The following is a 23,209-nucleotide window of genomic DNA, read 5'->3' on the forward strand; positions in this document are numbered from 1 at the left end:
TTTCGACCTACCAATTAACCGTTTTGCCGCTTTTCACCCTTAGAAAGGGGCCATGAAACGTGTCATTGCCATCGCCGACCGCGCAGCTTCCATCTCGCTGAAGCTGCTTGTCGCGCTCAACGTGCTGTTTTTCCTGTCATTCCTTGCCGTCCTGCTGTTCGCGGCCGGCAGGGCGCATGCGGAAGTCCCGACCTGCAGCGGCGCCGACATGCTGTCGGCCCTGCAGAAGAGCAACCCTGCCACCTACAGCAAGATCGAGGCCGAAGCCGCCGCGACGCTGAATGGCAAGGGCCTGCTGTGGAAGCTGGAGAAATCGGGCGAACAGCCATCCTATCTGTTCGGCACCATGCACATGACCGACCCGCGCGTCACCACGCTGCCGCCAGAAGCGCAGAAGGCCTTTGACGCCGCCGGCACCCTCATCATCGAAACCACCGACGTGCTCGACAAGCAGAAGATGATGACGGCGATGCTGAAGGAGCCGGACCTGATGATGTTCACCGACTCCACGACGCTGTCGTCCTTGCTGACGCCGGACGAAGCGGCGGCGATGAATGCCGCGCTCGACGCGCGCGGCATTCCGCCGGCGACGGTCGCCAAGATGAAGCCGTGGATGCTGTCGGCGATGATGGCGCTGCCGGCTTGCGAACTCGCCCGCCAGTCCGGCGGGGCGCCGGTGCTCGACGTCAAGCTGGCCGAAAGTGCCAAGGCCGCCGGCAAGCCGGTGGAAGGGTTGGAAACGGCCGAAAGCCAGCTGCGCGCCATGGCCTCGCTGCCGCTCGCCTTTCACATGAAGGGCTTGGTCGACACGCTGAAGCTCGGCGACAAGGTCAACGACATCAACGAGACCATGATCGTGCTCTACCAGCGCGGCGATACCGGCATGTTCTGGCCGCTGTTCCGCGCCGCCATGCCGGACGAGCAGAACGACCCCTCGGGCTATGCGGCCTTCGAGGAGACCATGATCACCAGCCGCAACAAGGTGATGGTCGATCATGCCGAACCGATCCTGGCCAAAGGCAATGCCTTCATGGCGGTCGGCGCGCTGCACCTTCCCGGTCCGCAGGGACTGGTCGAGGATTTCCGCAAGGCCGGCTATACTGTCACGGCAGTGGGGCTTTAACCCCTATTTGATCAAGACCTGAGCCAGCATCGCCGGAACGATGATCCGGTGAAACGGCATGATGATGGCGAGATAGGTCCGCCCAAACAGATTGTGCGTCTTCACGATCGTCGACGCAGCCACCTCCTGCCGGCCCGCGCCGAGGTCGTTCACCTCCACCAGGATGCGGAAATCGAGATGCCGGTCGTCCAGGCCAAGGACGACCCTGCCGGGCGCCTGGCTGATGAGCGGAAATATGCCGATCCTGCTTTCCGGCGGTGCGTCGGGGTCAGCCCCGCCTTTCAGCCCAAATGGCCTGACAGCGAGGTTGCGCAGCGCCGTAAGCCGGCCGACCCATCGCGGTGTCCGCCCCAGCGCGCGTTCGGCCGCGCCGATGGCAGTCAGGGCAAGACCCTCGGTCGTCAGCACATATCGGTCGGCGAACTGAGCGCCGGCAAGAGCGCCTTGGGGATCAGGAAAAGGCTGTGCAGTGGGTGTCATAGCGGCAACTCCCTCACAACCAACGATAGCATCGGTTGGTTTGGCTCGCTGCGTGGCGAAACGCCGCCAGTCCGGCGAGGCATCAGTGCTCGAATCAAGCTGGCGGGAGGCGCCACCTTTCAGTCCTGAGGGACTTGTCGAGATTTACGCAAAGCCGGCTATACTGTCTCCGCCGTCAATTGAGTCGGATGGCAGCGGGGGGACCAAACGCCGCGTTTCCGGCGCTTTCCTTCGCTAGCGTGAAACCCATTCAACGGTTGCGCGTTGATGGCTGTTGATTGATCATTTTCATCCACGGAGGACACTTTTATGGCGAATCCATCGAACGACACTCCCAGGCCAAGCGGCGGGGGCGGCAGCCCCTGGCTGATTGCGCTGGTCGTCGTTATCCTGGCGATTGTCGCGTATTACGTTTTCGGCAGAAGCGGCGAACATCCGGCACCCGCCGAGCCGCCAGCGGCCAGCACACCGGCCCCGGCGCCCGCGCCGGCAGAACCGATGAAGCCAGCCGAACCTGCGCCCGCTCCGGCACCTGCCCCAGCACCCGCTCCGGCACCTGCGCCCGCACCGGCACCGGCACCGGCACCGGCTCCTGCGCCAGCACCGGCTCCTGCTCCGGCCAACTGATCGGCGCGATATCGAATACGAACGGCCCGCTGAAAGGCGGGCCGTTTTGTTTTTGGGGCGATGGCCGTTGGAAGCTCTGGTGCCAGGCACTCCGCACATTCGTCATCCTCGGGCTTGACCCGAGGATCCATGCCGCGACATCAACCAATGCAGCGGAGTAGAACTCTGGACCGCCGCGACGCTCTGAAGTCACGGCATGGATCCCTTGGGCTGCGGAGCAGCTCCAGGGGGTCTGCGCCGCGTCGCTTCGCTCCTTGCTCCGCCATGGGATGACGAAGCGTTGGACGCCTTTAGATGTGGATCGGCTTGAAGAAGGTTGCCAGCGCCGCTTCCTTCACCGCTTCCGACATCGTCGGATGCGCGTGGCAGGTGCGGGCGAGATCTTCGGACGAGCCGCCGAACTCCATCAGCACCGCCGCCTCGTGGATCATCTCGCCGGCGCCGAAGCCGACAATGTGCACGCCGAGCACGCGGTCGCTTTGCTTGTCGGCGAGGATCTTCACGAAACCGTCCGTGTGCAGCATGGCGCGTGCGCGGCCATTGGCAGTGAACGGGAACTTGCCGATCCTGTAGTCGATGCCGGCCTTCTTCAGCTCTTCCTCAGTCTTGCCGACGGAGGCGATTTCGGGGCTGGTGTAGACGACGCTCGGAATGACCTCGTAGTTCACATGGCCGGCCTGGCCGGCGATGGTTTCCGCCACCGCCACGCCCTCGTCCTCGGCCTTGTGCGCCAGCATCGGCCCGGCGATGACATCGCCGATGGCATAGATGCCGGGGACGTTGGTCTTGAGGTGCGCATCGGTCTTGACCCGGCCGCGCTCATCGACGTCGACGCCGGCTTCCTTCAGCCCGAGAGTGTCGGAATAGGCGCGGCGGCCGGTGGCGATCAGCACGACATCGGCGGCGATGGTCTCGGCAGCAGCACCACCCTTCACCGGCTCGAAGGTGACGCTGGCGCCCTTCTTGGCCTTGGCGACGCCGGTGACCTTGGCGCCGAGCTTGAACTCGAAGCCCTGCTTGGAGAGCAGCCGCTGGAACTGTTTCGAGACCTCGCCGTCCATGCCGCCGAGGATGGTGTCGAGGAACTCGACGACGGTGACCTTGGCGCCGAGCCGCGCCCAGACCGAGCCGAGCTCGAGCCCGATGACGCCGCCGCCGACCACCACGAGATGACCGGGAACCTTCTCCAGCGACAAAGCGCCGGTCGACGACACGATGACCTTCTCGTCGATATCGACCTTGACGCCGGGAATGCCGGCAACATCCGAGCCGGTGGCGATGACGATATTTTTCGTCTCGATCTCCTCAACCTTGCCGTCCTCGGAGGTGACCGAGACCTTGCCCGCCGCGACCACCTTGCCGGTGCCGCGGAAGCTGTCGATCTTGTTCTTCTTGAACAGGAAGGCGACGCCGTTGACGTTGGACGCCACCGTCGCATCCTTGTGCGCCATCATCTTCTTGAGATTGAGCTTGGGCGCCGGGATCTCGACGCCCAGCGTGTCGAAGGAATGGCCGGCCTCGGCGAACATTTCGGAGGCATGAAGCAGCGCCTTCGACGGGATGCAGCCGATGTTGAGGCAGGTGCCGCCGAAGGTGGCGTTCTTCTCGACCACCGCAACCTTCAGCCCAAGCTGCGCCGCCTTGATGGCGCAGACATAGCCGCCGGGTCCCGATCCGATGATAACGACGTCATAAGCCATGTTTGTTTCCCTTTGCTTGGCGCTCAGCGGCCGCCGCTGACATTCAGGATCGCGCCTGTCGTATAGGATGCGGCGTCGGATAGAAGATAGAGAATCGCTGCCGCGACTTCATCCGCGGTGCCCGCTCTTTTCATCGGCAGCGTGTCCTGGATCAGCGCCACCCGGTCCGGCTGTCCGCCGGAAGCGTGGATATCGGTGTCGATGATGCCCGGCCGCACCGCGTTGACGCGGATGCCTTCCGTCGCCACTTCGCGGGCAAGGCCGATGGTGAACGTGTCGATGGCGCCCTTGGAAGCGGCATAGTCGACATAATTGTCCGGCGCGCCCAGCACGGCCGCCGCCGAGGAAAGGTTGACGATGGAACCGCCCTTGCCGCCATGGCGCGTCGACATGCGCTTGACCGCCTCGCGGGCGCAGAGGATGGAACCGACGACATTGATGCGCATCATGCGCTCCAGCCGGGCCGCGCTCATCTCGTCGACACGCGCCTTGGCGTCGACAATGCCGGCATTGTTGACGAAGGCGTCGAGCCGGCCCCAGCTGCGGTCCACCGCCTCGAAGATGGCCAGGATATCGGCCTCGCTGCCGACATCGCCCTTGACCGCAAAAGCGTCACCGCCGCCGGCCTTGATGTCGCCGACCAGTGCGTCGGCGGCAGCCTGGTTCGAGGCATAGTTGATTGCCAGGCGATAACCGGCCTTCGCCCCGAGCCGGCAAACGGCGGCGCCGATGCCACGACTGCCGCCGGTGACCAGCAGTACTCTTTGCGCCTCGCTCATTCCTGGCATCCCTTCAGCGTGAAAACATCCGACGGCACTTTCGAAAAGCCGCCGCCACCATGGGCGGTCGACTGATGCAACACCGGGCCGAGATCGGGCAGGATCAGCGTCTTCGGCGCCTCGACGCCCTGCGCCGGCAAGAATCCGATGCTGCCCTTGTCATCCGAGGTGTAGATGACACCATTCCACAGCGTGCAGGCGGCAAGCTCGGCGCCGGTGGTGTCGCCCTCGGGGCATTTGTACATCAGCGTGCCATTCGGCCTGGAAACACCTTCGTTCCACATGACGATGCCGTTGAGCACCACATTGTTGTCGAGGATCACGCGGAAGGAGTTGGTGACGGTAGCCGAGGTGCCGGTCGGGGTGAAATCGATCTCACTGCCGCTCTGGCCATCGCCATAGACGGCGAGCTCGATCGGGCAGGCGGCGTGGGCGGTTGCAGGGGCAAGCACCATGCCGGACATCAGCACAGCCGGTTTGGCGGACCCAAGCAAACGGGCCATCATTGGCCGCCTCTGCAGTGAGCCGCCATCCGACCGCCTCAGAGATCAAGCACCAGCCGTTCCGGATCCTCCAGGCTTTCCTTGACGCGCACCAGGAAGGTCACCGCTTCCTTGCCGTCGACGATGCGGTGATCGTAGCTCAGCGCCAGATACATCATCGGCCGGATGACGATCTGGCCGCCGACCACGACCGGCCGGTCCTGGATCTTGTGCATGCCCAGAATGCCCGATTGCGGCGCGTTGAGGATCGGCGTCGACATCAGCGAGCCGTAAACGCCGCCATTGGAGATGGTGAAGGTACCGCCCTGCATGTCGGCGACCGACAGCTTGCCGTCACGCGCGGCGATGCCCAGCCGGCCGATTTCCTTCTCGATCTCGGCGATCGACATCTGGTCGGCATCGCGCACGACCGGCACGACGAGGCCCTTCTCGGTGCCGACGGCGACGCCGACATGAGCAAAATTCTTGTAGATGATGTCGGTGCCGTCGATCTCGGCATTGACCGCCGGGATTTCCTTCAGCGCGTGGGTGACGGCCTTGGTGAAGAAGCCCATGAAGCCGAGCTTCACGCCGTGCTTCTTCTCGAACACGTCCTTGTACTTGGTGCGCAGCGCCATCACCGCTGACATGTCGACCTCGTTGAAGGTGGTGAGCATGGCGGCGGTCGACTGCGCTTCCTTCAGGCGGCGCGCAATTGTCTGGCGCAATTTGGTCATGCGCACGCGCTCTTCGCGCGAGGCATCGTCGCCGGACGATGGCGCACGCAAGGCGATCGGTGCAGGTGCCGGAGCCGCCTTCGGCGTCTCGGCCGGCTGCGACGGAGCACCCTTGGAGATGGCGTCGAGCACGTCGCCCTTGAGCACCTGGCCGCGCTTGCCCGAGCCGGAAAGCTGGTCGACCGACAAATTGTTCTCGGCGATCAGTTTTGCGCGGCCGGCGCCGGCGGCATCGAGCGCGGCTCGACCGCTCCGGCATCGCCGGCAATCTTGGCTGTCTCGGCCGCGGCCTGCTTGGTGGTCTGCGCCGCATCCGGCGACGAGGCCTGCGACACCGCCTGCGGCTTGGTCGCCGGGGCAGCGGCGCCGCCTGCCGAGATCGAACCCAGCAAAGCGCCGACAGCGACCGTCTCGCCTTCCTTGGCGGTGATTTCGCCCAGCGTGCCGGCGGCGGCGGCTGGAACTTCCACCGTCACCTTGTCGGTTTCGAGCTCGACCAGCGGCTCGTCGACGGCAATGGCATCGCCGACCTTCTTGAACCATTTGCCGATGGTCGCCTCGGTGACGGATTCGCCGAGAGTGGGAACGCGGATTTCGGTAGCCATTGTGCCTGTCCGTTCTTGTCGGTTCTGTTCTTTATTCGCCGAGCGCGTCTTCGAGCAAGGCGGCGAGCTGGGCAAGGTGCTTGGACATCAAGCCGGTCGCCGGCGACGCGGCCGCCGGCCGGCCGGTGTAGCGCACCCGCTGATGCTTCGCGTCGATATGTGCCAGCACCCATTCCAGATACGGGTCGATGAACGACCAGGCACCCATGTTCTTGGGCTCCTCCTGGCACCACACCATCTCGGCGTTGCGGAAACGTGACAGTTCGGTGATCAGCGCCTTGGCCGGGAACGGATAGAGCTGTTCGACGCGCAGCAGATAGATGTCGTTGATGCCGCGCTTCTCGCGCTCTTCATAGAGGTCGTAATAGACCTTGCCCGAGCACAGCACGACGCGGCGGATCTTGCTGTCCTTGGTGAGCTTGATCGCCTGGTTGGGCAACAGCTGGGCGTCGTCCCACAACAGCCGGTGGAACGAGCTTTCGCCCGAGATTTCCGGCAGCGTCGACACCGCCCGCTTGTGGCGCAGCAGCGACTTCGGCGTCATCAGGATCAGCGGCTTGCGGAAGTCGCGCTTCAGCTGCCGCCGCAGGATGTGGAAGTAGTTGGCCGGCGTGGTGCAGTTGGCCACTTGCATATTGTCTTCGGCGCAAAGCTGCAGGAAGCGCTCGAGCCTGGCCGAGGAATGTTCCGGACCCTGGCCTTCATAGCCATGCGGCAACAGGCAGACGAGGCCCGACATTCTGAGCCACTTGCGCTCGCCTGACGAGATGAACTGGTCGAACACCACCTGGGCGCCGTTGGCGAAGTCGCCGAACTGCGCTTCCCACAAGGTCAGCGCCTTCGGTTCGGCCAGGCTGTAGCCATATTCGAAGCCCAGCACCGCCTCTTCCGACAGCATCGAGTTGATGACTTCGTAGCCGGCCTGTGCCGCCGAGAGGTTGTTGAGCGGGATGTAGCGGGTCTCGTCGCGCTGGTCGTAGAGCACCGAATGGCGCTGCGAGAAGGTGCCGCGCTCGGAATCCTGTCCCGACAGGCGGATCGGATTGCCGTCGAGCAGGATGGCGCCGAAAGCCAGCGCCTCGGCCGTCGACCAGTCGATGCCTTCGCCGGACTCGATCGCCTCGCGGCGGTTTTCGAGGAAGCGGATGATGGTCTTGTGCGCCTCGAAACCCTTCGGCACCTCGGTCAGCTTCTTGCCGATTTCCTTCAGCACCTTGACCGGCACGGCGGTCTTGCCGCGCCTTTGTTCGTCCTGGTTGTCGGCCGTGCGCAGGCCAGACCAGGCGCCATCGAGCCAGTCGGCCTTGTTGGGCTTGTAGTGCTGGCCGACTTCCCATTCGGATTCCAGATGCGCGCGCCAGTCGGCCTTCATCTGGTCGAGTTCGGCCTGAGTGATGTGGCCCTCGGCGATCAGCCGCTCGGCATAGATCTGCACCGTCGTCTTATGGGTGCGGATGTTGCGGTACATGATCGGCTGGGTGAAAGCCGGTTCGTCGCCCTCATTGTGGCCGAAGCGGCGATAGCAGAACATGTCCACGACCACCGGCTTGTGGAACTTCATGCGGAATTCGATCGCCACCTTGGTGGCGTGGACCACGGCTTCCGGATCGTCGCCATTGACGTGGAAGATCGGCGCCTCGATCATCTTGGCCACATCCGACGGATAGGGCGACGAGCGCGAGAAGCGCGGATTGGTGGTGAAGCCGATCTGGTTGTTGATGATGAAGTGCAGCGTGCCGGCGACGCGGTGGCCGCGCAGGCCCGACAGGCCGAGGATTTCGGCGATCACGCCCTGGCCGGCGAAGGCGGCGTCGCCGTGCAGCAGCAGCGGCAGCACCTTGGCCCGCTCCTCCAGCGGCACGATTTCCTCGCGGCCGCGGCCGAACAGATAGTCCTGCTTGGCGCGCGCCTTGCCCATCACGACGGGATCGACGATTTCCAGGTGCGACGGGTTGGCGGTCAGCGACAGATGCACCTTGTTGCCGTCGAACTCGCGGTCCGACGAGGCGCCGAGATGGTACTTCACGTCGCCCGAGCCTTCGACCTCGTCGGGGGCGGCCGAGCCGCCCTTGAACTCGTGGAAGATGGCGCGGTGCGGCTTCGCCATCACCTGGGAAAGCACGTTCAGCCGGCCGCGATGCGCCATGCCGAGCACGATCTCCTTCATGCCAAGCTGGCCGCCGCGCTTGATGATCTGCTCCAGCGCCGGGATCAGGCCTTCGCTGCCGTCGAGGCCGAAGCGCTTGGTGCCCTTGTATTTGACGTCGATGAACTGCTCGAAGCCTTCCGCTTCGACCAGCTTCTGCAGGATCGCCTTCTTGCCGGTGGCGGTGAAGGAGATTTCCTTGTCGGCGCCCTCGATGCGCGCCTGGATCCAGGCCTTCTCCTCGGGATCGGAGATGTGCATGAATTCGACGCCAAGCGTCGAGCAATAGGTGCGGGTGAGGATCTCCAGCATCTGCCGGATGGTGCCGAATTCGAGGCCGAGCACATTGTCGAGGAAGATCGGCCGGTCGTAATCGGCTGCGGTGAAGCCGTAATTCTCCGGCGACAATTCGTTGTAGTCCTCGAGCGGCTTGGCGATGCCGAGCGGGTCGAGATTGGCGTGCAGATGGCCGCGCATGCGGTAGGCGCGGATCATCATGATGGCGCGCACCGAATCGCGCGTCGCCTGGTGCACATCGGCATCGGAGAGCACGACGCCGTTGGTGACCGCCTTGTCCTTGACCTTCTTCTCCAGATGCTTCTCGACAATGCCCCAATTGCCGTCGAGCGCCGACACCAATTCGCCATTGGCCTGCAGCGGCCAGGAGGGCTTGGCCCAGGAAGCGCCCTTGGCATTCCTGCGCACATCGCCGGCATCGTCCTTCAGCCCGGCAAAGAACTCCTGCCACTCCGGATTGACCGATTCCGGGTCGTCCTCATAGGCGGCATAGAGCGCGTCGATGTAATCGGCGTTGCCGCCATAGAGGAATGAGGTGAGCGAAAATTGGTCGTTGGCCTGATCTTGTCTTGCCATGTCGTTTCAGCGGAGCCGCGCTCCGTCTCCTGTTGGAGCGAATAGGGAGTAGCGAATAGCGAGTAGGGATTTCCCGTGCTCGCCTCGTTACCCTGTTCTTCCCTATTCGCTATTCACTACTCGCTACTCACTTTAACCCTTGATCGCCTCGACCAAGGTCGTACCCAGCCGTGCCGGCGAGGGCGATACTTTTATCCCGGCCGATTCCATCGCCGCGATCTTGTCCTCGGCGCCGCCTTTGCCGCCGGAGATGACCGCGCCGGCATGGCCCATGGTGCGGCCGGCCGGCGCCGTGCGCCCGGCGATGAAGCCGGCCATCGGCTTCTTGCGGCCACGCTTGGCTTCGTCCTTGAGGAACTGCGCGGCGTCTTCCTCGGCCGAACCGCCGATCTCGCCGATCATGATGATCGACTTGGTCTCGTCGTCCGCCAGGAACATCTCGAGCACATCGATGAACTCGGTGCCCTTGACCGGGTCGCCGCCAATGCCGACGGCGGTGGTCTGGCCGAGGCCGACATTGGTGGTCTGGAACACGGCCTCATAGGTAAGAGTTCCCGAGCGCGAAACAACGCCGACCGAGCCCTTGCGGAAGATGTTTCCGGGCATGATGCCGATCTTGCACTCGTTGGGGGTGAGCACGCCCGGGCAGTTCGGGCCAATCAGTCGCGAAGTCGAGCGGTCGAGCCGCGCCTTGACCTTGATCATGTCCATCACCGGAATGCCTTCGGTGATGCAGATGATCAGCGGTATCTCCGCCTCGATCGCTTCCAGGATCGCTTCGGCGGCACCGGCCGGCGGCACATAGACGACCGACGCGTTGGCGCCGGTCTCTTCCTTGCCCTCGGCGACGGTGGCGAAAATCGGCAGGCTCTCGCCCTTCGACCCGGTCCAGGTCTCGCCGCCCTTCTTGGGATGGATGCCACCCACCATCTTGGTGCCGTGATAGGCCAGCGCCTGTTCGGTGTGGAACGTGCCGGTCTTGCCGGTCAGGCCCTGCACCAGCACCTTGGTGTTCTTGTCGACGAGAATGGACATCGGAGCCCTTTTCTAAAGACTGTTGATCGAGGAAGGCGAGACGCGCCGGTAGACGCCGCTCACCATGTCTTGCCAGCCATCGCTGCCGGCGGGTTTGAAATGCAGTCGCATGCGGTAGGTGTCGGCATTGTCAAAAATATACGTCACGCGTGCGGAGCCGCGCGGCGACGATCGCTCCAGATTGAGCTCGCTGCCGGTCCACGTGCCTGTGGCCGGCGAGGCCGGCACGAAGCCCATCGAGTCGAACTGATGCATGGTGACGACGGCATTTTGCTGGTCGAAGCCGAACACGCTGTGCGCGCCGAAGGAAATCGTGCCGTCGCGGCGCTGGCGATAGCGTTGCACCACGAACAGGCCGCCGAACTGAGCCTCTGCCAGCACTTCGGAAGTCGCCGGGCCGCCGTCGGCCCATTGTGTGTCCGCCACCTCTTCTTCGCCGCGCCACGCGCCGACCAGCGCCTGCAGGCGCTGGTGATCGGCGGAAAGCGATGAGAAGGACGCAGCGTTCATCGGTCAGAGCCGCTTCAGATCGGTGACGGTGAGATCGCTCTTGGCGTTGCCGGTGTTGAGCGTCCTCGACGGCTCGAACATCAGCACCACAGGCTCGGCGGTGAGCGAACGCGGCCGGTGCTCGACACCGCGCGGCACGACGATGAAATCGCCCTCGCCAAGCTCGACCGGCCCGTCGCGGAAATCGATAGCAATGCGACCGCGCAGCACGAGGAAAGCTTCGTCCTCATGATCATGCGCATGCCAGTCGAAAATCTCGCCGAACTTGGCAACCTTCGCCTGGCTGTCATTGACGTCGCCGGCGATATGCGGATCGAAGACCTTCTTGATCTTCGCGTCCGCCGCCTCGACGAGGTTTATCTTGCGCGGGGGCACAGGCTCAGCCCTTCACCGCCGCCACGATCTTCTTGGCCGCGTCGTCGAGATCATCGGCCGACACGACGTTGAGGCCGCTGTCGTTGATGATCTTCTTGCCAAGCTCGGCATTGGTGCCTTCGAGGCGCACCACCAGCGGCACTTTCAGGCCGACTTCCTTGACCGCGGCGATGACGCCCTCGGCGATGATGTCGCACTTCATGATGCCGCCGAAGATGTTGATCAGTATGCCTTTGACGGCCGGATCCTTGGTGATGATCTTGAACGCCGCCGTCACCTTCTCCTTCGACGCGCCGCCGCCGACATCGAGGAAGTTGGCGGGCTCGGCACCATAGAGCTTGATGATGTCCATCGTCGCCATGGCAAGGCCGGCGCCGTTGACCATGCAGCCGATATTGCCGTCGAGCGCGACATAGGCGAGGTCGTATTTCGACGCCTCGATCTCCTTCTCGTCCTCTTCGGTGGTGTCGCGCAGTTCGAGCACGTCCGGGTGGCGGAACAGCGCGTTGTTGTCGAACGACACCTTGGCGTCGAGCACGCGCAGCCGGCCGTTCTTCATGACGATCAGCGGATTGACCTCGAGCAGGCTCATGTCCTTCTCGACAAAGGCCTTGTAGAGGATCGGGAACAGCGTATCGCCGTCCTTGGCCGCGTCGCCGTCGAGCTTCAACGCGCCGTTGAGCGCCTTCAGATCGGCTGATGTGACGCCCTTTTCCGGGTCGATGGCGACGGTGATGATCTTTTCCGGCGTGTCGTGGGCGACCGCCTCGATGTCCATGCCGCCTTCGGTCGAGACGACGAAGGCGATACGGCCGACCGAGCGGTCGACCAGGATCGACAGATAGAGCTCGCGCTCGATGTCGGCGCCGTCCTCGATATAGAGGCGGTTGACCTGCTTGCCGGCCGGGCCGGTCTGCTTGGTCACCAGCGTGTGACCGAGCATCTCGTTGGCGTTGGCGACGACGTCGGCGACCGACTTGGCCAGCCGCACGCCACCCTTGGCGTCGGGCGACAGTTCCTTGAACTTGCCCTTGCCGCGGCCGCCGGCATGGATCTGGCTCTTCACCACATAGAGCGGGCCGGGCAGCGCCTTGGCGGCGGCTTCCGCCTCGCTTGCCTTGAACACCGGCACACCTTCGGCCACCGGCGCGCCAAAGCTCTTCAGCAGCGCCTTGCCCTGATATTCATGGATGTTCATTGGGAACGATCTCCAAGTCTTTTTTGCCGGGGTTGTCTTTTGGCTGGGGTTTACTTCGAGGCGAGCTGCGGCGCGATCTTGACGCAGGCCTCGGTCAGGCCCTGCACGGTCGCCACAGAGCTGTCGAACATCTTCTGTTCGCTCTTGTTGAGGTCGATCTCGATGATGCGCTCGACACCGCCGGCGCCGATCACCACGGGAACGCCGACATAGGTGCCCTTGACGCCATACTGGCCGGAGAGGTGGGCGGCACAGGGCAGCACGCGCTTCTTGTCCTTGAGATAGGCTTCGGCCATCTGGATCGCCGACGCGGCCGGCGCGTAATAGGCCGAGCCGGTCTTGAGCAGGCCGACGATCTCGGCGCCGCCGTCACGGGTGCGCTGCACGATCTGGTCGAGCTTTTCCTTCGAGGTCCAGCCCATCTTGACGAGGTCGGGCAACGGAATGCCCGAGACCGTGGAATAGCGGATCATCGGCACCATGGAATCGCCGTGGCCGCCAAGCACGAAGGCGGTGACGTCCTCGACCGAAACCTTGAATTCCTCGGCCAAGAAATAACGGAAGCGCGCGCTGTCGAGCACGCCAGCCATGCCGACGACATGGGTCTTGGGCAGGCCGGAAAACTTCTGCAGCGCCCACACCATGGCATCGAGCGGATTGGTGATGCAGATGACGAAGGCCTTTGGCGCATACTTCTTCAAACCGGCGCCGACCTGTTCCATGACCTTGAGATTGATGCCGAGCAGGTCGTCGCGGCTCATGCCCGGCTTGCGCGGCACGCCGGCGGTGACGATGCAGACATCGGCACCCTCGATGCCGGCATAGTCATTGACACCGGTCAGCCGCGAGTCGAAACCATCGACCGGCGACGACTGCGCGATATCGAGCCCCTTGCCTTGCGGAATACCCTCGGCGATATCGAACAGAACCACGTCGCCGAGGTCCTTGAGGCCGATCATGTGGGCCAGCGTGCCGCCGATCATGCCCGAGCCGATAAGCGCTATCTTGTTGCGTGCCATGTGAGGATATTTTCCCTTTGTCTGTTACGGTGCCTCAAGTCTTTAGTGACTTGATGACGGCATCGAGGAAGAGGCCGGAATGCTGCGGAAACCCGTGAGATTTCGCCGCACCCAATAGCCCCGGTGCAAGATAAATTCAAACGATTATTTTGGAGTGAGCATTTTCAATCGGTTAGATGGTTTGGGATTTACGTAAACGTCAAAGTTTGTAAGCCGACTTGGGAGAATTTACACAATGACCGTGTCAATCAGAAGGCTTGAAGCGGGTGATGACGCCCTTGTGATGCCGGTTGCCGAGGATGTGTTCGACGAGCCGGTCAGGCCAGATCGATTGGCAGCCTATCTCAGGCAACCAGGCCATTTCATGATCGTGGCCTTGGCTGACAGCCTGATTGTCGGACAATGCGCGGCGGTGATCCACCGCCATCCCGACAAGCTCAGCGAACTCTACATCGACGAGGTCGGCGTATCGCCCGCATTCCAGCGCCAGGGCATTGCGCGAAAGATGCTCGACGCGATGTTCGCGATCGGCAGGGAGCATGGCTGCGAAGAGGCCTGGGTCGGCACTGAGCCAGATAATCTCGCGGCCCGAGCGCTCTACGAATCGCGCGATTCAGTGGCCGAGCCGTTCGTGATGTACGTTTACAGGCTCTAGACCATGCAGATGGGTCGCTTTGCGACCACGACAACAAGGAGTTAGCCATGACCGAAACAGAACCTCTCATTCTGCGTCGCTGGTCATCCATCATCCGCACACAGGATCGCGCTGCCTATGCCGCCTATGTTGGGAGGACCGGGGGCCTCGATTACGCGGCCACGACAGGCAATCGCGGCTTCCAGATGCTTATGCGTGATCGTGGCGACGGGACGACGGAGATCGTCACATTGAGCTGGTGGTCATCAATGGACGCCGTCCGAGGCTTTGCCGGCGACGCACCGGAACTGGCCCGCTACTACCCGGAAGATGATCGCTATCTCCTGGAGAAATCCGAATTCGTCGATCACTACACAGTTGTAGCCGGAACCTTGCCACCGGCCTGAAGGGCTCAGCCGATAGCGGTAGGGGGCTCACCGTGCAGACCTTCGAACCTGTTCGCCGGATCCTTCGCCTTCCGCCGCTCCACCCAGTCTTCCAGCCAGTCGCGGCTCTGCATCTCGATCAATCGCGATGCCGTGCGTTCGAACTCGAACACCTCGACGCCGCGCTTGGCGACATACAGCTCCTGCGGCGCGGCCTCGGCGCTCACCACCAGGCGCACATGGTGGTCGTAGAGCGTGTCGATCAACAGGATGAAACGCTTGGCCTCATTGCGTTTGCCTTCGCCCAACACCGGGACGTGATCGATGAAGACAGTCGAGAAGCGCCCCGCAATGGCCAGGAAATCCCGTGCGCCGAGCGGTTTTTCGCAGAGATCGGCGAAGGAAAACCGCGCCGCGTCGCCGGCGGCGGCCGGCACCGCCACTTGCCGGCCCTTCAGGGTCAGCGAGGTCGCGGCCGTCGGCGCGCCGCGCGTCATCGTCCGCCAGGCCTCACCGAGCGCCCGGTCGGCCGCGTCGTCGGCCGGCGTGACATAGACCGGCGTGCGGGCGAGCTTTTCCAGCCGGTAATCCTTGTCGCTGTCGAGCGACAGAATGTGGGTGTGCCGTTCCAGGATGCCTATGAACGGCAGGAACAGCTGGCGGTTGAGCCCGTCGCGGTAGAGATTTTCCGGCGCCACGTTCGAGGTGGCGACCAGCACGACGCCATTGGCGAACAGCGCCGAAAACAGCCTGGACAGGATCATCGCGTCGGCGATGTCGGTGACCGAGAATTCGTCGAAGCACAGCACCCAGGCCTGTTCGGCCAGTGCCTTGGCCACCGGCGGGATCGGGTCATCTTCCTTGGCGTCGCCATTCTTGCGCGCTTGCCGGTGCTTCTGGATACGGTCCTGCACATCGGCCATGAAGTCGTTGAAATGGACGCGGCGCTTGCGCCGGACCGGCAGCAGCTCGAAGAACATGTCCATCAGCATGGTCTTGCCGCGACCGACGCCGCCATGGATGTAGAGACCCCTGACGATGTCCCGCGTCTCGCGCTTGCGGGCAAACAGCCAGCCCAGCGCACTCGATTTGTGCGCCAGCCGCTTGGCCGAGATTTCATCGGTCAGCCGGTCGAGCGCGGCGGCGATGCGTTCCTGTGCCAAGTCGCGTTCGACCGCGCCGGTTTCCACCAGATGGTCGTAGCGCTGCCTGACGGTCGCATGGGTCTGGAGGCCGTCACGCAGATGCATCGGTCACGTCGTTTGTTCTATGCGTGTCGCGGTCCCGAAACCGGGGCCGTTTGTGCGACACGCACTGGGGAGGTCGGGCCTATCTTGTAAGCGATATCGGCTGACCGTTGGAAGTCTGGCCATCGAATTTCGAGCCGCCCGAGGAATAGAGCCGCGCCAGCGAGCCGCCATTCTCATCGTAAAGCGTCAGCTGCTTGCCGGCGACGTTCCACGATTTGATGCCGTCGATCGGTGCCGGGCAATGCAGCGGCCCGGCGCGGAAGCCGGCGCCGAACTTGGTCTGCGGCGTCGCGATCTTGCAGCTCTGGCCGGAAACGCTGGCGTTCCAGACGCCAGCGACGGCTGCCGCGTTGAGATCCGAGGCGCCGGCGGGCGCCGCGCCGTCAGGCGGCAAGGACGCAACCTGCGTGTTTGCCGGTGCGGTCGGGAATTTCGACGGGTCGGTGGTTCCGGGCGCGGCCGGCGGCGGCAGCTGGTTGGAGGTCACCTGGCCGGCCGGCGCCGGCTGCAGCGGCGCCGGCTGCTGGTCGTCCATCGACGAGAAGCGTGTGGTCGAGCAGCCACTCGCAACGAGCGCAGCCAGCGATACGGCCACCAGACCGCTTTTCGAAAAATTCATTACAACCTCCGTCGGATCCGGCTTGGGGGATGCCGTCCGCGCAATATCACCCTCCACCAAGATGGAGAAGGTGGCGAAATTTCAACCCGATATGGTTAAAATAGGGTTTGCGGCAAGATTGTTGCAAATTTATCGCAATCTCGACCTGCCGTACCTGCCTCGTCGCTCAAGTCCGGGGATCTCGGCCACTACAGCGCTCGTTCCCGCATTCGCCCCGCAAATGCTTGCGCCAACCGGCGCAGAACCTATGTCTAGCTGCCGAAACCGCTGGAGCACAGACCTTGGCCGCGAGAAAGAAAGCCGCCAACCGCTATTACAGCGGTCCGCCCAGCGACCATTTCGATGGCACCTTGTTTTTCAATCCCGGCGGCCAGATGCCCGGCCGCTTCACCGATCTGCTGAAATGGCAGTTCAACGGCCAGCGCGCGAAATGGCCGGCGACCAGTCCGAGCCTCTTTCCGCAGGTAAAGCCAGCCGCGCGGGTAGACGGCTCTGATCTGATCGTGACCATGGTCGGCCACTCCACGCTGCTGATCCAGACCGCCGGGCTGAACATCCTCACCGATCCGGTCTGGTCGCAACGCACCTCGCCGTTTTCCTTCGCCGGGCCAAAACGCGTCAATCCGCCAGGCATCGCCTTCGACGACCTGCCGCCGATCGACCTCGTTCTGGTCAGCCACAACCATTACGACCATCTCGACCTCGCCACGCTGAAGCGGCTCAGGGAAAAACATGATCCGCTGGTGGTGACGCCGCTCGGCAACGATGTGCTGATCGGTGAGGCGGTTCCTGATATGCGGCTGTCGGCGTATGACTGGGGCGACAGGGTCGATGTAGGCAATGGCGTTTTCGTCCACATCGAGCCGGCGCATCACTGGTCGGCGCGCGGCGCCCGCGACCGCCGCATGGCGCTGTGGGCCGGCTTTGTCATCGAGACGCCGGGCGGCAAACTCTATTTCGCCGGCGATACCGGCTTCCACGATGGCGTCAACTACCGGCTGATGGCCGAGAAACATGGCGGCTTCCGCTTCGCCATCCTGCCGATCGGTGCTTACGAGCCGCGCTGGTTCATGGCGCCGCAGCACCAGAACCCGGAGGAGGCGGTGCAAGGCATGAAACTGTGCAACGCCGCCTTCGCTGCCGGCTGCCACTGGGGCACTTTTCAGCTCACCGACGAGCCGATGGACGAGCCGGTGCGGAAACTGGCCGAGGCGATGGACGCCGAAGGCATGCCTCAAGAGCACTTTCGCGCCTTGCAACCCGGCGAAATCTGGGACGTGCCGCAGATAGAGCATGGCTAAACTCTGCATTGGCCATTTACGGCACCATCATTTTCGCCGATGGTCCGGCCAGCAAAAAGGGGACCTCAGATGAAATCGATCGTTGCAGCACTGATGGCACTGGCAATTTCGGCGCCGGCGGCTTTCGCGGGTGAAATCGCCGATCGCGCCGCCGATGCCGAAAAGGCGCTGCAAGCGGGCGACGGCGCCGGCGCACTGGAGAAATTCCACAGCGCCGAGGAGGCGCTGTGGCAAGCGATGCCGCTCGCCGTGGAGAACGTCAAACAGGTCGATTCGGCCGGCGGCTTCGGCATCTACAGCGAGCGTGCCAATCACATCTACAAACCCGGCGAGAAGGTCGTGCTCTATATGGAGCCGGTCGGCTATGGCTATGGCTCGGACGGCCTCGGCAACAGCCAGATCGCGCTTTCCGTCGACCTCACTGTGCTTTCCGACACGGGCGAAGCTTTGGGCACCTTCGAAAAGATCGGCAGCGTCCAGGTCGCTTCCCGCTCGCACAACCGCGAACTCTTCTTCAAGCTCGACCTGTCCCTCGATGGCCTGCCGGCGGGGAAATATAAGTGCAACTTCCTCATGCATGACCAGAATTCGACCAAGACGGCGCCGTTCAGCACCGACATCGAGATCGCCGGCTAGTTTCTGCCACGGACATCGCCTCGCAACCGGCGGGAACCCAGGCACGACAGAAGCGTTCCTCATGCGGTTTCAAATCTGTCGGCTTGCGAGGCATTCCCATGATCAAATGGATCATCATCCTGCTCATCGTCGCCGCCGCGGCGAGCCTGCTCGGCATGCCGGCGCTGGCCGGAGCCGCCGCCACCGGCGCGCGCATTCTCATCGGCATCGTTCTCGTCATCTTCCTGCTGGTGGTGCTAGGCATCTTTGCCGTGACCTAAGTCCGGCATCTCCGCCGTGACTAGGTCCGGCACCTTCGCCGTGACTGAACATGCCTGCGCACTGGTAATTCCCGCCCGTTTCCGCCATATAGCGCCAAACAGACACGGAATTTCGCGGAGCAATGGCAAGCACTGCCCCTTTCGCCAAGATGAACGGCATCGGCAACGAGATCATCGTTGCCGATATGCGCGGCCGTGCCGATCAGGTAACGGCGGCCGCCGCCCTTGCGCTGAACGGAGATGCCGCGACCCGCTTCGACCAGATCATGGCGATCCATGATGCGAAGACAGCAGGCACCGCCTACTATGTCGACATCCTGAATTCCGACGGCACCAGTGCACAGGCCTGCGGCAACGGCATGCGCTGCGTCGTCCAGGCGCTCGCCGCCGAGACCGGGCAAAAGACCTTCACCTTCGAAACCCGCGCCGGCATTCTCAATGCCAGGGAACATGCCGATGGCTCGATCTCAGTCGACATGGGTATCCCACATTTCGGCTGGCAGGAGATTCCGCTGGCCGAAGAATTCCGCGACACCCGCATGATCGAATTGCAGATCGGCCCGATCGACGCGCCGGTGCTGCATTCGCCTTCCGCTGTCTCGATGGGCAATCCGCACGCCATCTTCTGGGTCGACCGCGACGTCTGGTCCTACGAACTCGAACGCTTCGGCCCGCTGCTCGAAAACCACCCGATCTTTCCCGAGCGCGCCAACATCACCATCGCCCAGGTGACCTCGCCCGAAACCATGATCATCCGCACCTGGGAGCGCGGCGCCGGCCTGACCAAGGCCTGCGGCTCAGCCGCTTGCGCATCCGTGGTCGCCGCGGCCCGCACCAGGCGCACCGGCCGCAGCGTCAACCTTTTGACCCCCGGCGGCGGCACGCTGCATGTCGAATGGCGCGACGATGACCACGTCATCCTGACGGGTGCGGCCGAATGGGAATTTTCCGGCAGTTTCGATCCCTCGACCGGCGCCTGGGCCCGCGACACCGAAAGCGCGGCCTGATGTCGGTTGCTCTGTCCAAGAGCCCTGATGTCGACGGCTCCCTTTCCGATGCCCCCAGCCGCATTGACGTGGTGACCTTCGGCTGCCGGCTGAACACCTATGAATCTGAAGTGATGCGGCGCGAGGCCGAAAGTGCCGGTCTCGGCGCGCTGCAAGGTGGCGCCGTGATCTTCAACACCTGCGCCGTCACCGGCGAGGCGGTGCGCCAGGCCAGGCAGGCGATCCGCAAGGCGCGCCGTGACAATCCGCAGGCGCGCATCATCGTCACCGGCTGCGCCGCCCAGACCGAGCCTGAAAAATTCGCCACCATGGACGAGGTCGATCTCGTCCTTGGCAATGAAGAGAAGCTTAAGGCGCATTCGTACCGCGCGCTGCCGGATTTCGGCGTCAACGACACCGAGAAGGCCCGCGTCAACGACATTTTTTCGGTGCGCGAGACGGCCTCTCACATGGTCGACGCCATCGAGGGCCGGGCCCGCGCCTTCGTCCAGGTGCAGAATGGCTGCGACCATCGCTGCACTTTCTGCATCATCCCTTACGGCCGCGGCAATTCGCGCTCGGTGCCGATGGGCGCCGTGGTCGAGCAGGTCAAGCGGCTGGCCGGCAACGGCTACGCCGAGATCGTGCTGACCGGCGTCGACATGACCAGCTTCGGCGCCGATCTGCCGGGGGCGCCCAAGCTCGGCCGACTGGTCAAGACCATTCTGAAACAGGTGCCCGACGTGAAGCGCCTGCGGCTATCCTCGATCGATTCGATCGAGGCCGACGAGGATTTGCTCGACGCCATCGCCACCGAACCCAGGCTGATGCCGCACCTGCATCTGTCGCTGCAATCCGGTGACGACATGATCTTGAAGCGCATGAAACGCCGCCATCTGCGCGACCAGTCGATCCGCTTCTGCGAGGACGTGCGCAAATTGCGCCCTGCAATCGTCTTCGGCGCCGACATCATCGCCGGTTTCCCGACCGAGACCGACGACATGTTCGAGAACTCGCTAAAAATCGTCGAGGAATGCGGCCTGACCCACCTCCACGTCTTCCCGTTTTCACCGCGCGAAGGCACGCCCGCCGCGCGCATGCCGCAGGTCCGCCGCGAGGTGGTCAAGCAGCGCGCTGCCCGGCTGCGCGCCGCCGGCGAAGCCGCGTATCGGCGCCATCTGTCCTCGCTGCCCGGAACGCGCCAGTCGATCCTGATCGAGCGCGATGGGCTTGGCCGCACCGAAGGTTTCACGCTCGCCGCGCTCGGCACGGGCGCGCCGGGCGAGATCGTCGAAGCGACAATTACTGGCCACGATGGTATCAGGCTGACCGCAGCCCCGCTTGCCGCACGCGCCGCCTGAGAAACGCAAAGCATGGCTGGTTTTTTCAAGAAGATATTTTCGTTCGGCAAGAAAGAGGTCGTCGAGGAGCGCGTTGACGAGACCGCCCCGCTGCCGCCCATCAAATGGGACCAGCTCGATGCGCTGAAGCCGGCAGCCGAACAGGTCGTTCCGGAGTTCTTGAAGCGCGACGAGGCGCAGCCTGAGGCGGAACTTGCGCCGATAGCGCCGACCGAGCCAGAACCAGCACCCCACCCTCCCCTCGATGGGGAGGGTCGCCACGAAGTGGCGGGGAGGGGTGACAGCGCCGACGCCGGCGCCAGTCACCCCCACCCCCAAACTATGCTTGGGACCTCCCCCATCGAGGGGGAGGTAAAGGGCGCGCCTCAGCCGGCGCCCGAAGAGCCAACACCCGAGCCCGCGCCGACCATTCCGGCTCAGCCGGAGCCGGCCGTTCCGTCTGAACCGGAACCGCTGCCTGAGCCGGCGCCGGTCGAGGAGCCGGCACCCGCGCCACAGCCTCCGGAGCCGCCGGCACCCGCGAAATTCCGCTTCCCCGGCCGCTCCGGAACCCGTCCCTGAGCCGCAGCCGCAAGAAGTCCCGGCTCCCGCGCCAGCCGAGCCGGAGATTGCGCCGCCGCGTCCGGAAAGGCAGCCGGAACCGGCGCCGATCGAAGTGCCCGCGCCACCCGAGGTTCCAACGGAGACGCCAACACCGATCGAGGTGCCGCCACCGGCTTCACCTGTCGTGCAGCCAACTTCCGAGGCTAGCGCCGCCCCTCATCCGCCTGCCGGCACCTTCTCCCCGTATAAAGACGGGGAGAAGGAAGAAGCTCCTCACCCTCCCCTCGATGGGGAGGGTCGACGCGAAGCGTTGGGGTGGGGTGATGGCGCCGACGCTGGCGCCAGTCACCCCCGAGCTACGCTCGGGACCTCCCCCATCGAGGGGGAGGTAAAGCCTGCACCGGTCGCGCCGCAGCCTGTCATCGCTGAGGTCGCGCCCGAGCCGCATCCCATCCCGCCACCGGCTCCTCAACCCTTGCAGGAGCCGAAACCCGCTGCCGGCAAGGTGATCGTCACCAAGAAAGTCGAGCAGAAGGCAGAGCCGGTGAAGGCGCCGGAGCCGGCGCCGAGGCGCTCCTGGTTCCAGCGCATGCGGGACGGGCTTGCCCGCTCGTCGCGCGAGCTGACCGGCAACATTGCCGGCGTCTTCACCAAGCGCAAGCTGGACGAGGAAACGCTGCAGGACCTGGAAGACGTGCTGATCCGCGCCGACCTGGGGATGGAAACTGCGCTTCGTATCACCGACGCGCTGGCCGCCAGCCGCTACGGCAAGGACGTCTCCGATACGGATGTCCGCACCGTCATGGCGGCCGAGGTGGAGAAGGTGCTGACCCCGGTCGCCCGGCCGTTGGAGCTCGACCTCTCGCACAAGCCGCATGTCATCCTGGTGGTCGGCGTCAACGGCACTGGCAAGACGACGACCATCGGCAAGCTGGCGGCCAAACTGACCGACGGCGGCCTGTCGGTGATGCTCGCCGCCGGCGACACGTTCCGCGCCGCCGCGATCGAGCAATTGAAGATCTGGGGCGAGCGGACGAAATCGCCGGTCATCGCCTCCAAGATCGGCGCCGATGCTGCCGGCCTCGCTTACGACGCCTTCGAACGAGCAAAAGAAGCCGGCTCCGACGTGCTGATCATCGACACCGCCGGCCGCCTGCAGAACAAGACCGAACTGATGGCGGAGTTGGAAAAGATCGTTCGCGTACTCGGCAAGCTCGATCCGGAAGCGCCGCACACCGTGCTGCAGACGGTCGACGCCACCACCGGCCAGAACGCGCTCAACCAGGTCGAAATCTTCCGCAACATCGCCGGCGTCAACGGCCTGGTGATGACCAAGCTGGACGGCACGGCGCGCGGCGGTATTCTGGTGGCGATCGCGGCAAAGCACAAATTGCCGGTCTATTTCATCGGCGTCGGCGAACAGGTCGACGACCTCGAACCTTTCTCCGCAAGCGAATTCGCCAGGGCGATCGCTGGAGTGGCTTGAAACAAGACATGATCTCTTGAAACGGCCTAGTTTTGGGCCAGATCATGCGCAAGAAGGA

22 protein-coding genes and 2 pseudogenes are annotated in these 23,209 nt (G+C 63.8%); 10 read left to right on the forward strand and 14 right to left on the reverse strand.

Features of this window, described 5'->3' with window-relative positions:
- The first annotated feature begins 52 nt into the window (after positions 1-52).
- Positions 53-1,123 carry a TraB/GumN family protein gene (locus HB778_RS13405; RefSeq protein ID WP_183464322.1) on the forward strand — a complete coding sequence of 357 codons (1,071 nt, stop codon included), beginning with the start codon at positions 53-55 and terminating at the stop codon, positions 1,121-1,123.
- A gap of 3 nt (positions 1,124-1,126) precedes the next feature.
- Here the strand turns inward: HB778_RS13405 and HB778_RS13410 are convergent, their stop codons facing one another.
- The 12 genes and pseudogenes from HB778_RS13410 to mdh all read right to left on the reverse strand — a co-directional run bounded on the left by HB778_RS13410 (position 1,127) and on the right by mdh (position 13,689).
- A complete protein-coding gene (locus HB778_RS13410) occupies positions 1,127-1,603 on the reverse strand; it encodes a DUF2867 domain-containing protein (RefSeq protein ID WP_183464323.1) in 477 nt (158 codons plus the stop codon).
- Positions 1,604-1,988: 385 nt separating this feature from the next.
- The gene (locus tag HB778_RS13415) at positions 1,989-2,423 is read right to left on the reverse strand and encodes a hypothetical protein (protein WP_183464324.1); all 435 of its coding nucleotides are present in this window, start codon (positions 2,421-2,423) and stop codon (positions 1,989-1,991) included.
- 97 nt (positions 2,424-2,520) lie between these two features.
- Complete coding sequence (gene lpdA / locus HB778_RS13420; RefSeq protein WP_183464325.1) at positions 2,521-3,930, reverse strand: dihydrolipoyl dehydrogenase; 1,410 nt, start codon at positions 3,928-3,930, stop codon at positions 2,521-2,523.
- 23 nt (positions 3,931-3,953) lie between these two features.
- Complete coding sequence (locus HB778_RS13425; protein ID WP_183464326.1) at positions 3,954-4,709, reverse strand: SDR family oxidoreductase; 756 nt, start codon at positions 4,707-4,709, stop codon at positions 3,954-3,956.
- The gene (locus tag HB778_RS13430; RefSeq protein WP_183465077.1) at positions 4,706-5,173 is read right to left on the reverse strand and encodes a hypothetical protein; all 468 of its coding nucleotides are present in this window, start codon (positions 5,171-5,173) and stop codon (positions 4,706-4,708) included. The genes HB778_RS13425 and HB778_RS13430 overlap by 4 nt, the downstream gene beginning before the upstream one ends.
- Before the next feature lie 77 nt (positions 5,174-5,250).
- A pseudogene (odhB, locus tag HB778_RS13435) lies at positions 5,251-6,533 on the reverse strand (2-oxoglutarate dehydrogenase complex dihydrolipoyllysine-residue succinyltransferase).
- Between the two features lie 31 nt (positions 6,534-6,564).
- A complete protein-coding gene (locus HB778_RS13440; protein ID WP_183464327.1) occupies positions 6,565-9,552 on the reverse strand; it encodes a 2-oxoglutarate dehydrogenase E1 component in 2,988 nt (995 codons plus the stop codon).
- Positions 9,553-9,684: 132 nt separating this feature from the next.
- A complete protein-coding gene (gene sucD / locus HB778_RS13445; RefSeq protein WP_183464328.1) occupies positions 9,685-10,587 on the reverse strand; it encodes a succinate--CoA ligase subunit alpha in 903 nt (300 codons plus the stop codon).
- A gap of 12 nt (positions 10,588-10,599) precedes the next feature.
- Entirely contained in the window at positions 10,600-11,097 is a 498-nt protein-coding gene (locus HB778_RS13450) for a DUF1579 family protein (RefSeq protein WP_183464329.1), read from the reverse strand.
- Positions 11,098-11,100: 3 nt separating this feature from the next.
- A complete protein-coding gene (locus tag HB778_RS13455) occupies positions 11,101-11,472 on the reverse strand; it encodes a cupin domain-containing protein (RefSeq protein ID WP_183464330.1) in 372 nt (123 codons plus the stop codon).
- 4 nt (positions 11,473-11,476) lie between these two features.
- On the reverse strand, positions 11,477-12,670 hold the full coding sequence (sucC, locus tag HB778_RS13460; protein ID WP_183464331.1) for an ADP-forming succinate--CoA ligase subunit beta: 1,194 nt from the start codon (positions 12,668-12,670) through the stop codon (positions 11,477-11,479).
- Positions 12,671-12,720: 50 nt separating this feature from the next.
- Positions 12,721-13,689 carry a malate dehydrogenase gene (mdh, locus tag HB778_RS13465; RefSeq protein ID WP_183464332.1) on the reverse strand — a complete coding sequence of 323 codons (969 nt, stop codon included), beginning with the start codon at positions 13,687-13,689 and terminating at the stop codon, positions 12,721-12,723.
- Positions 13,690-13,972: 283 nt separating this feature from the next.
- Here mdh and HB778_RS13470 point away from each other — a divergent pair, with 283 nt between their 5' ends.
- Together HB778_RS13470 and HB778_RS13475 are read left to right on the forward strand one after the other, a co-directional pair.
- Entirely contained in the window at positions 13,973-14,344 is a 372-nt protein-coding gene (locus HB778_RS13470; protein ID WP_432421249.1) for a GNAT family N-acetyltransferase, read from the forward strand.
- A gap of 47 nt (positions 14,345-14,391) precedes the next feature.
- Entirely contained in the window at positions 14,392-14,730 is a 339-nt protein-coding gene (locus HB778_RS13475; RefSeq protein ID WP_183464334.1) for a hypothetical protein, read from the forward strand.
- A 5-nt stretch (positions 14,731-14,735) separates the two neighbouring features.
- Here HB778_RS13475 and zapE read toward each other — a convergent pair whose 3' ends face one another.
- Together zapE and HB778_RS13485 are read right to left on the reverse strand one after the other, a co-directional pair.
- Positions 14,736-15,959, reverse strand: a complete 1,224-nt coding sequence (gene zapE / locus HB778_RS13480) for a cell division protein ZapE (RefSeq protein WP_183464335.1) — start codon at positions 15,957-15,959, stop codon at positions 14,736-14,738.
- Positions 15,960-16,038: 79 nt separating this feature from the next.
- The gene (locus HB778_RS13485) at positions 16,039-16,578 is read right to left on the reverse strand and encodes a protease inhibitor Inh/omp19 family protein (protein WP_183464336.1); all 540 of its coding nucleotides are present in this window, start codon (positions 16,576-16,578) and stop codon (positions 16,039-16,041) included.
- 281 nt (positions 16,579-16,859) lie between these two features.
- Between HB778_RS13485 and HB778_RS13490 the strand changes: the two genes are divergently transcribed.
- From HB778_RS13490 to ftsY, 7 genes and pseudogenes are all read left to right on the forward strand, one after another.
- Complete coding sequence (locus HB778_RS13490) at positions 16,860-17,879, forward strand: MBL fold metallo-hydrolase (RefSeq protein ID WP_183464337.1); 1,020 nt, start codon at positions 16,860-16,862, stop codon at positions 17,877-17,879.
- A 69-nt stretch (positions 17,880-17,948) separates the two neighbouring features.
- Positions 17,949-18,515 carry a hypothetical protein gene (locus HB778_RS13495; RefSeq protein WP_183464338.1) on the forward strand — a complete coding sequence of 189 codons (567 nt, stop codon included), beginning with the start codon at positions 17,949-17,951 and terminating at the stop codon, positions 18,513-18,515.
- 98 nt (positions 18,516-18,613) lie between these two features.
- A complete protein-coding gene (locus HB778_RS13500; RefSeq protein ID WP_010912345.1) occupies positions 18,614-18,775 on the forward strand; it encodes a DUF1328 family protein in 162 nt (53 codons plus the stop codon).
- A 122-nt stretch (positions 18,776-18,897) separates the two neighbouring features.
- On the forward strand, positions 18,898-19,782 hold the full coding sequence (gene dapF, locus HB778_RS13505; protein WP_183464339.1) for a diaminopimelate epimerase: 885 nt from the start codon (positions 18,898-18,900) through the stop codon (positions 19,780-19,782).
- Complete coding sequence (mtaB, locus tag HB778_RS13510) at positions 19,782-21,122, forward strand: tRNA (N(6)-L-threonylcarbamoyladenosine(37)-C(2))-methylthiotransferase MtaB (protein WP_183464340.1); 1,341 nt, start codon at positions 19,782-19,784, stop codon at positions 21,120-21,122. The genes dapF and mtaB overlap by 1 nt, the downstream gene beginning before the upstream one ends.
- 12 nt (positions 21,123-21,134) lie before the next feature.
- Positions 21,135-21,683, forward strand: a complete 549-nt coding sequence (locus HB778_RS43450; protein ID WP_183464341.1) for a hypothetical protein — start codon at positions 21,135-21,137, stop codon at positions 21,681-21,683.
- Positions 21,684-22,167: 484 nt separating this feature from the next.
- A pseudogene (gene ftsY, locus HB778_RS43455) lies at positions 22,168-23,151 on the forward strand (signal recognition particle-docking protein FtsY); the annotation flags it as partial.
- Positions 23,152-23,209: the final 58 nt, after the last annotated feature.

Origin of the sequence: Mesorhizobium huakuii, from assembly GCF_014189455.1 — a bacterium.
Taxonomy (GTDB): domain Bacteria; phylum Pseudomonadota; class Alphaproteobacteria; order Rhizobiales; family Rhizobiaceae; genus Mesorhizobium; species Mesorhizobium huakuii_A.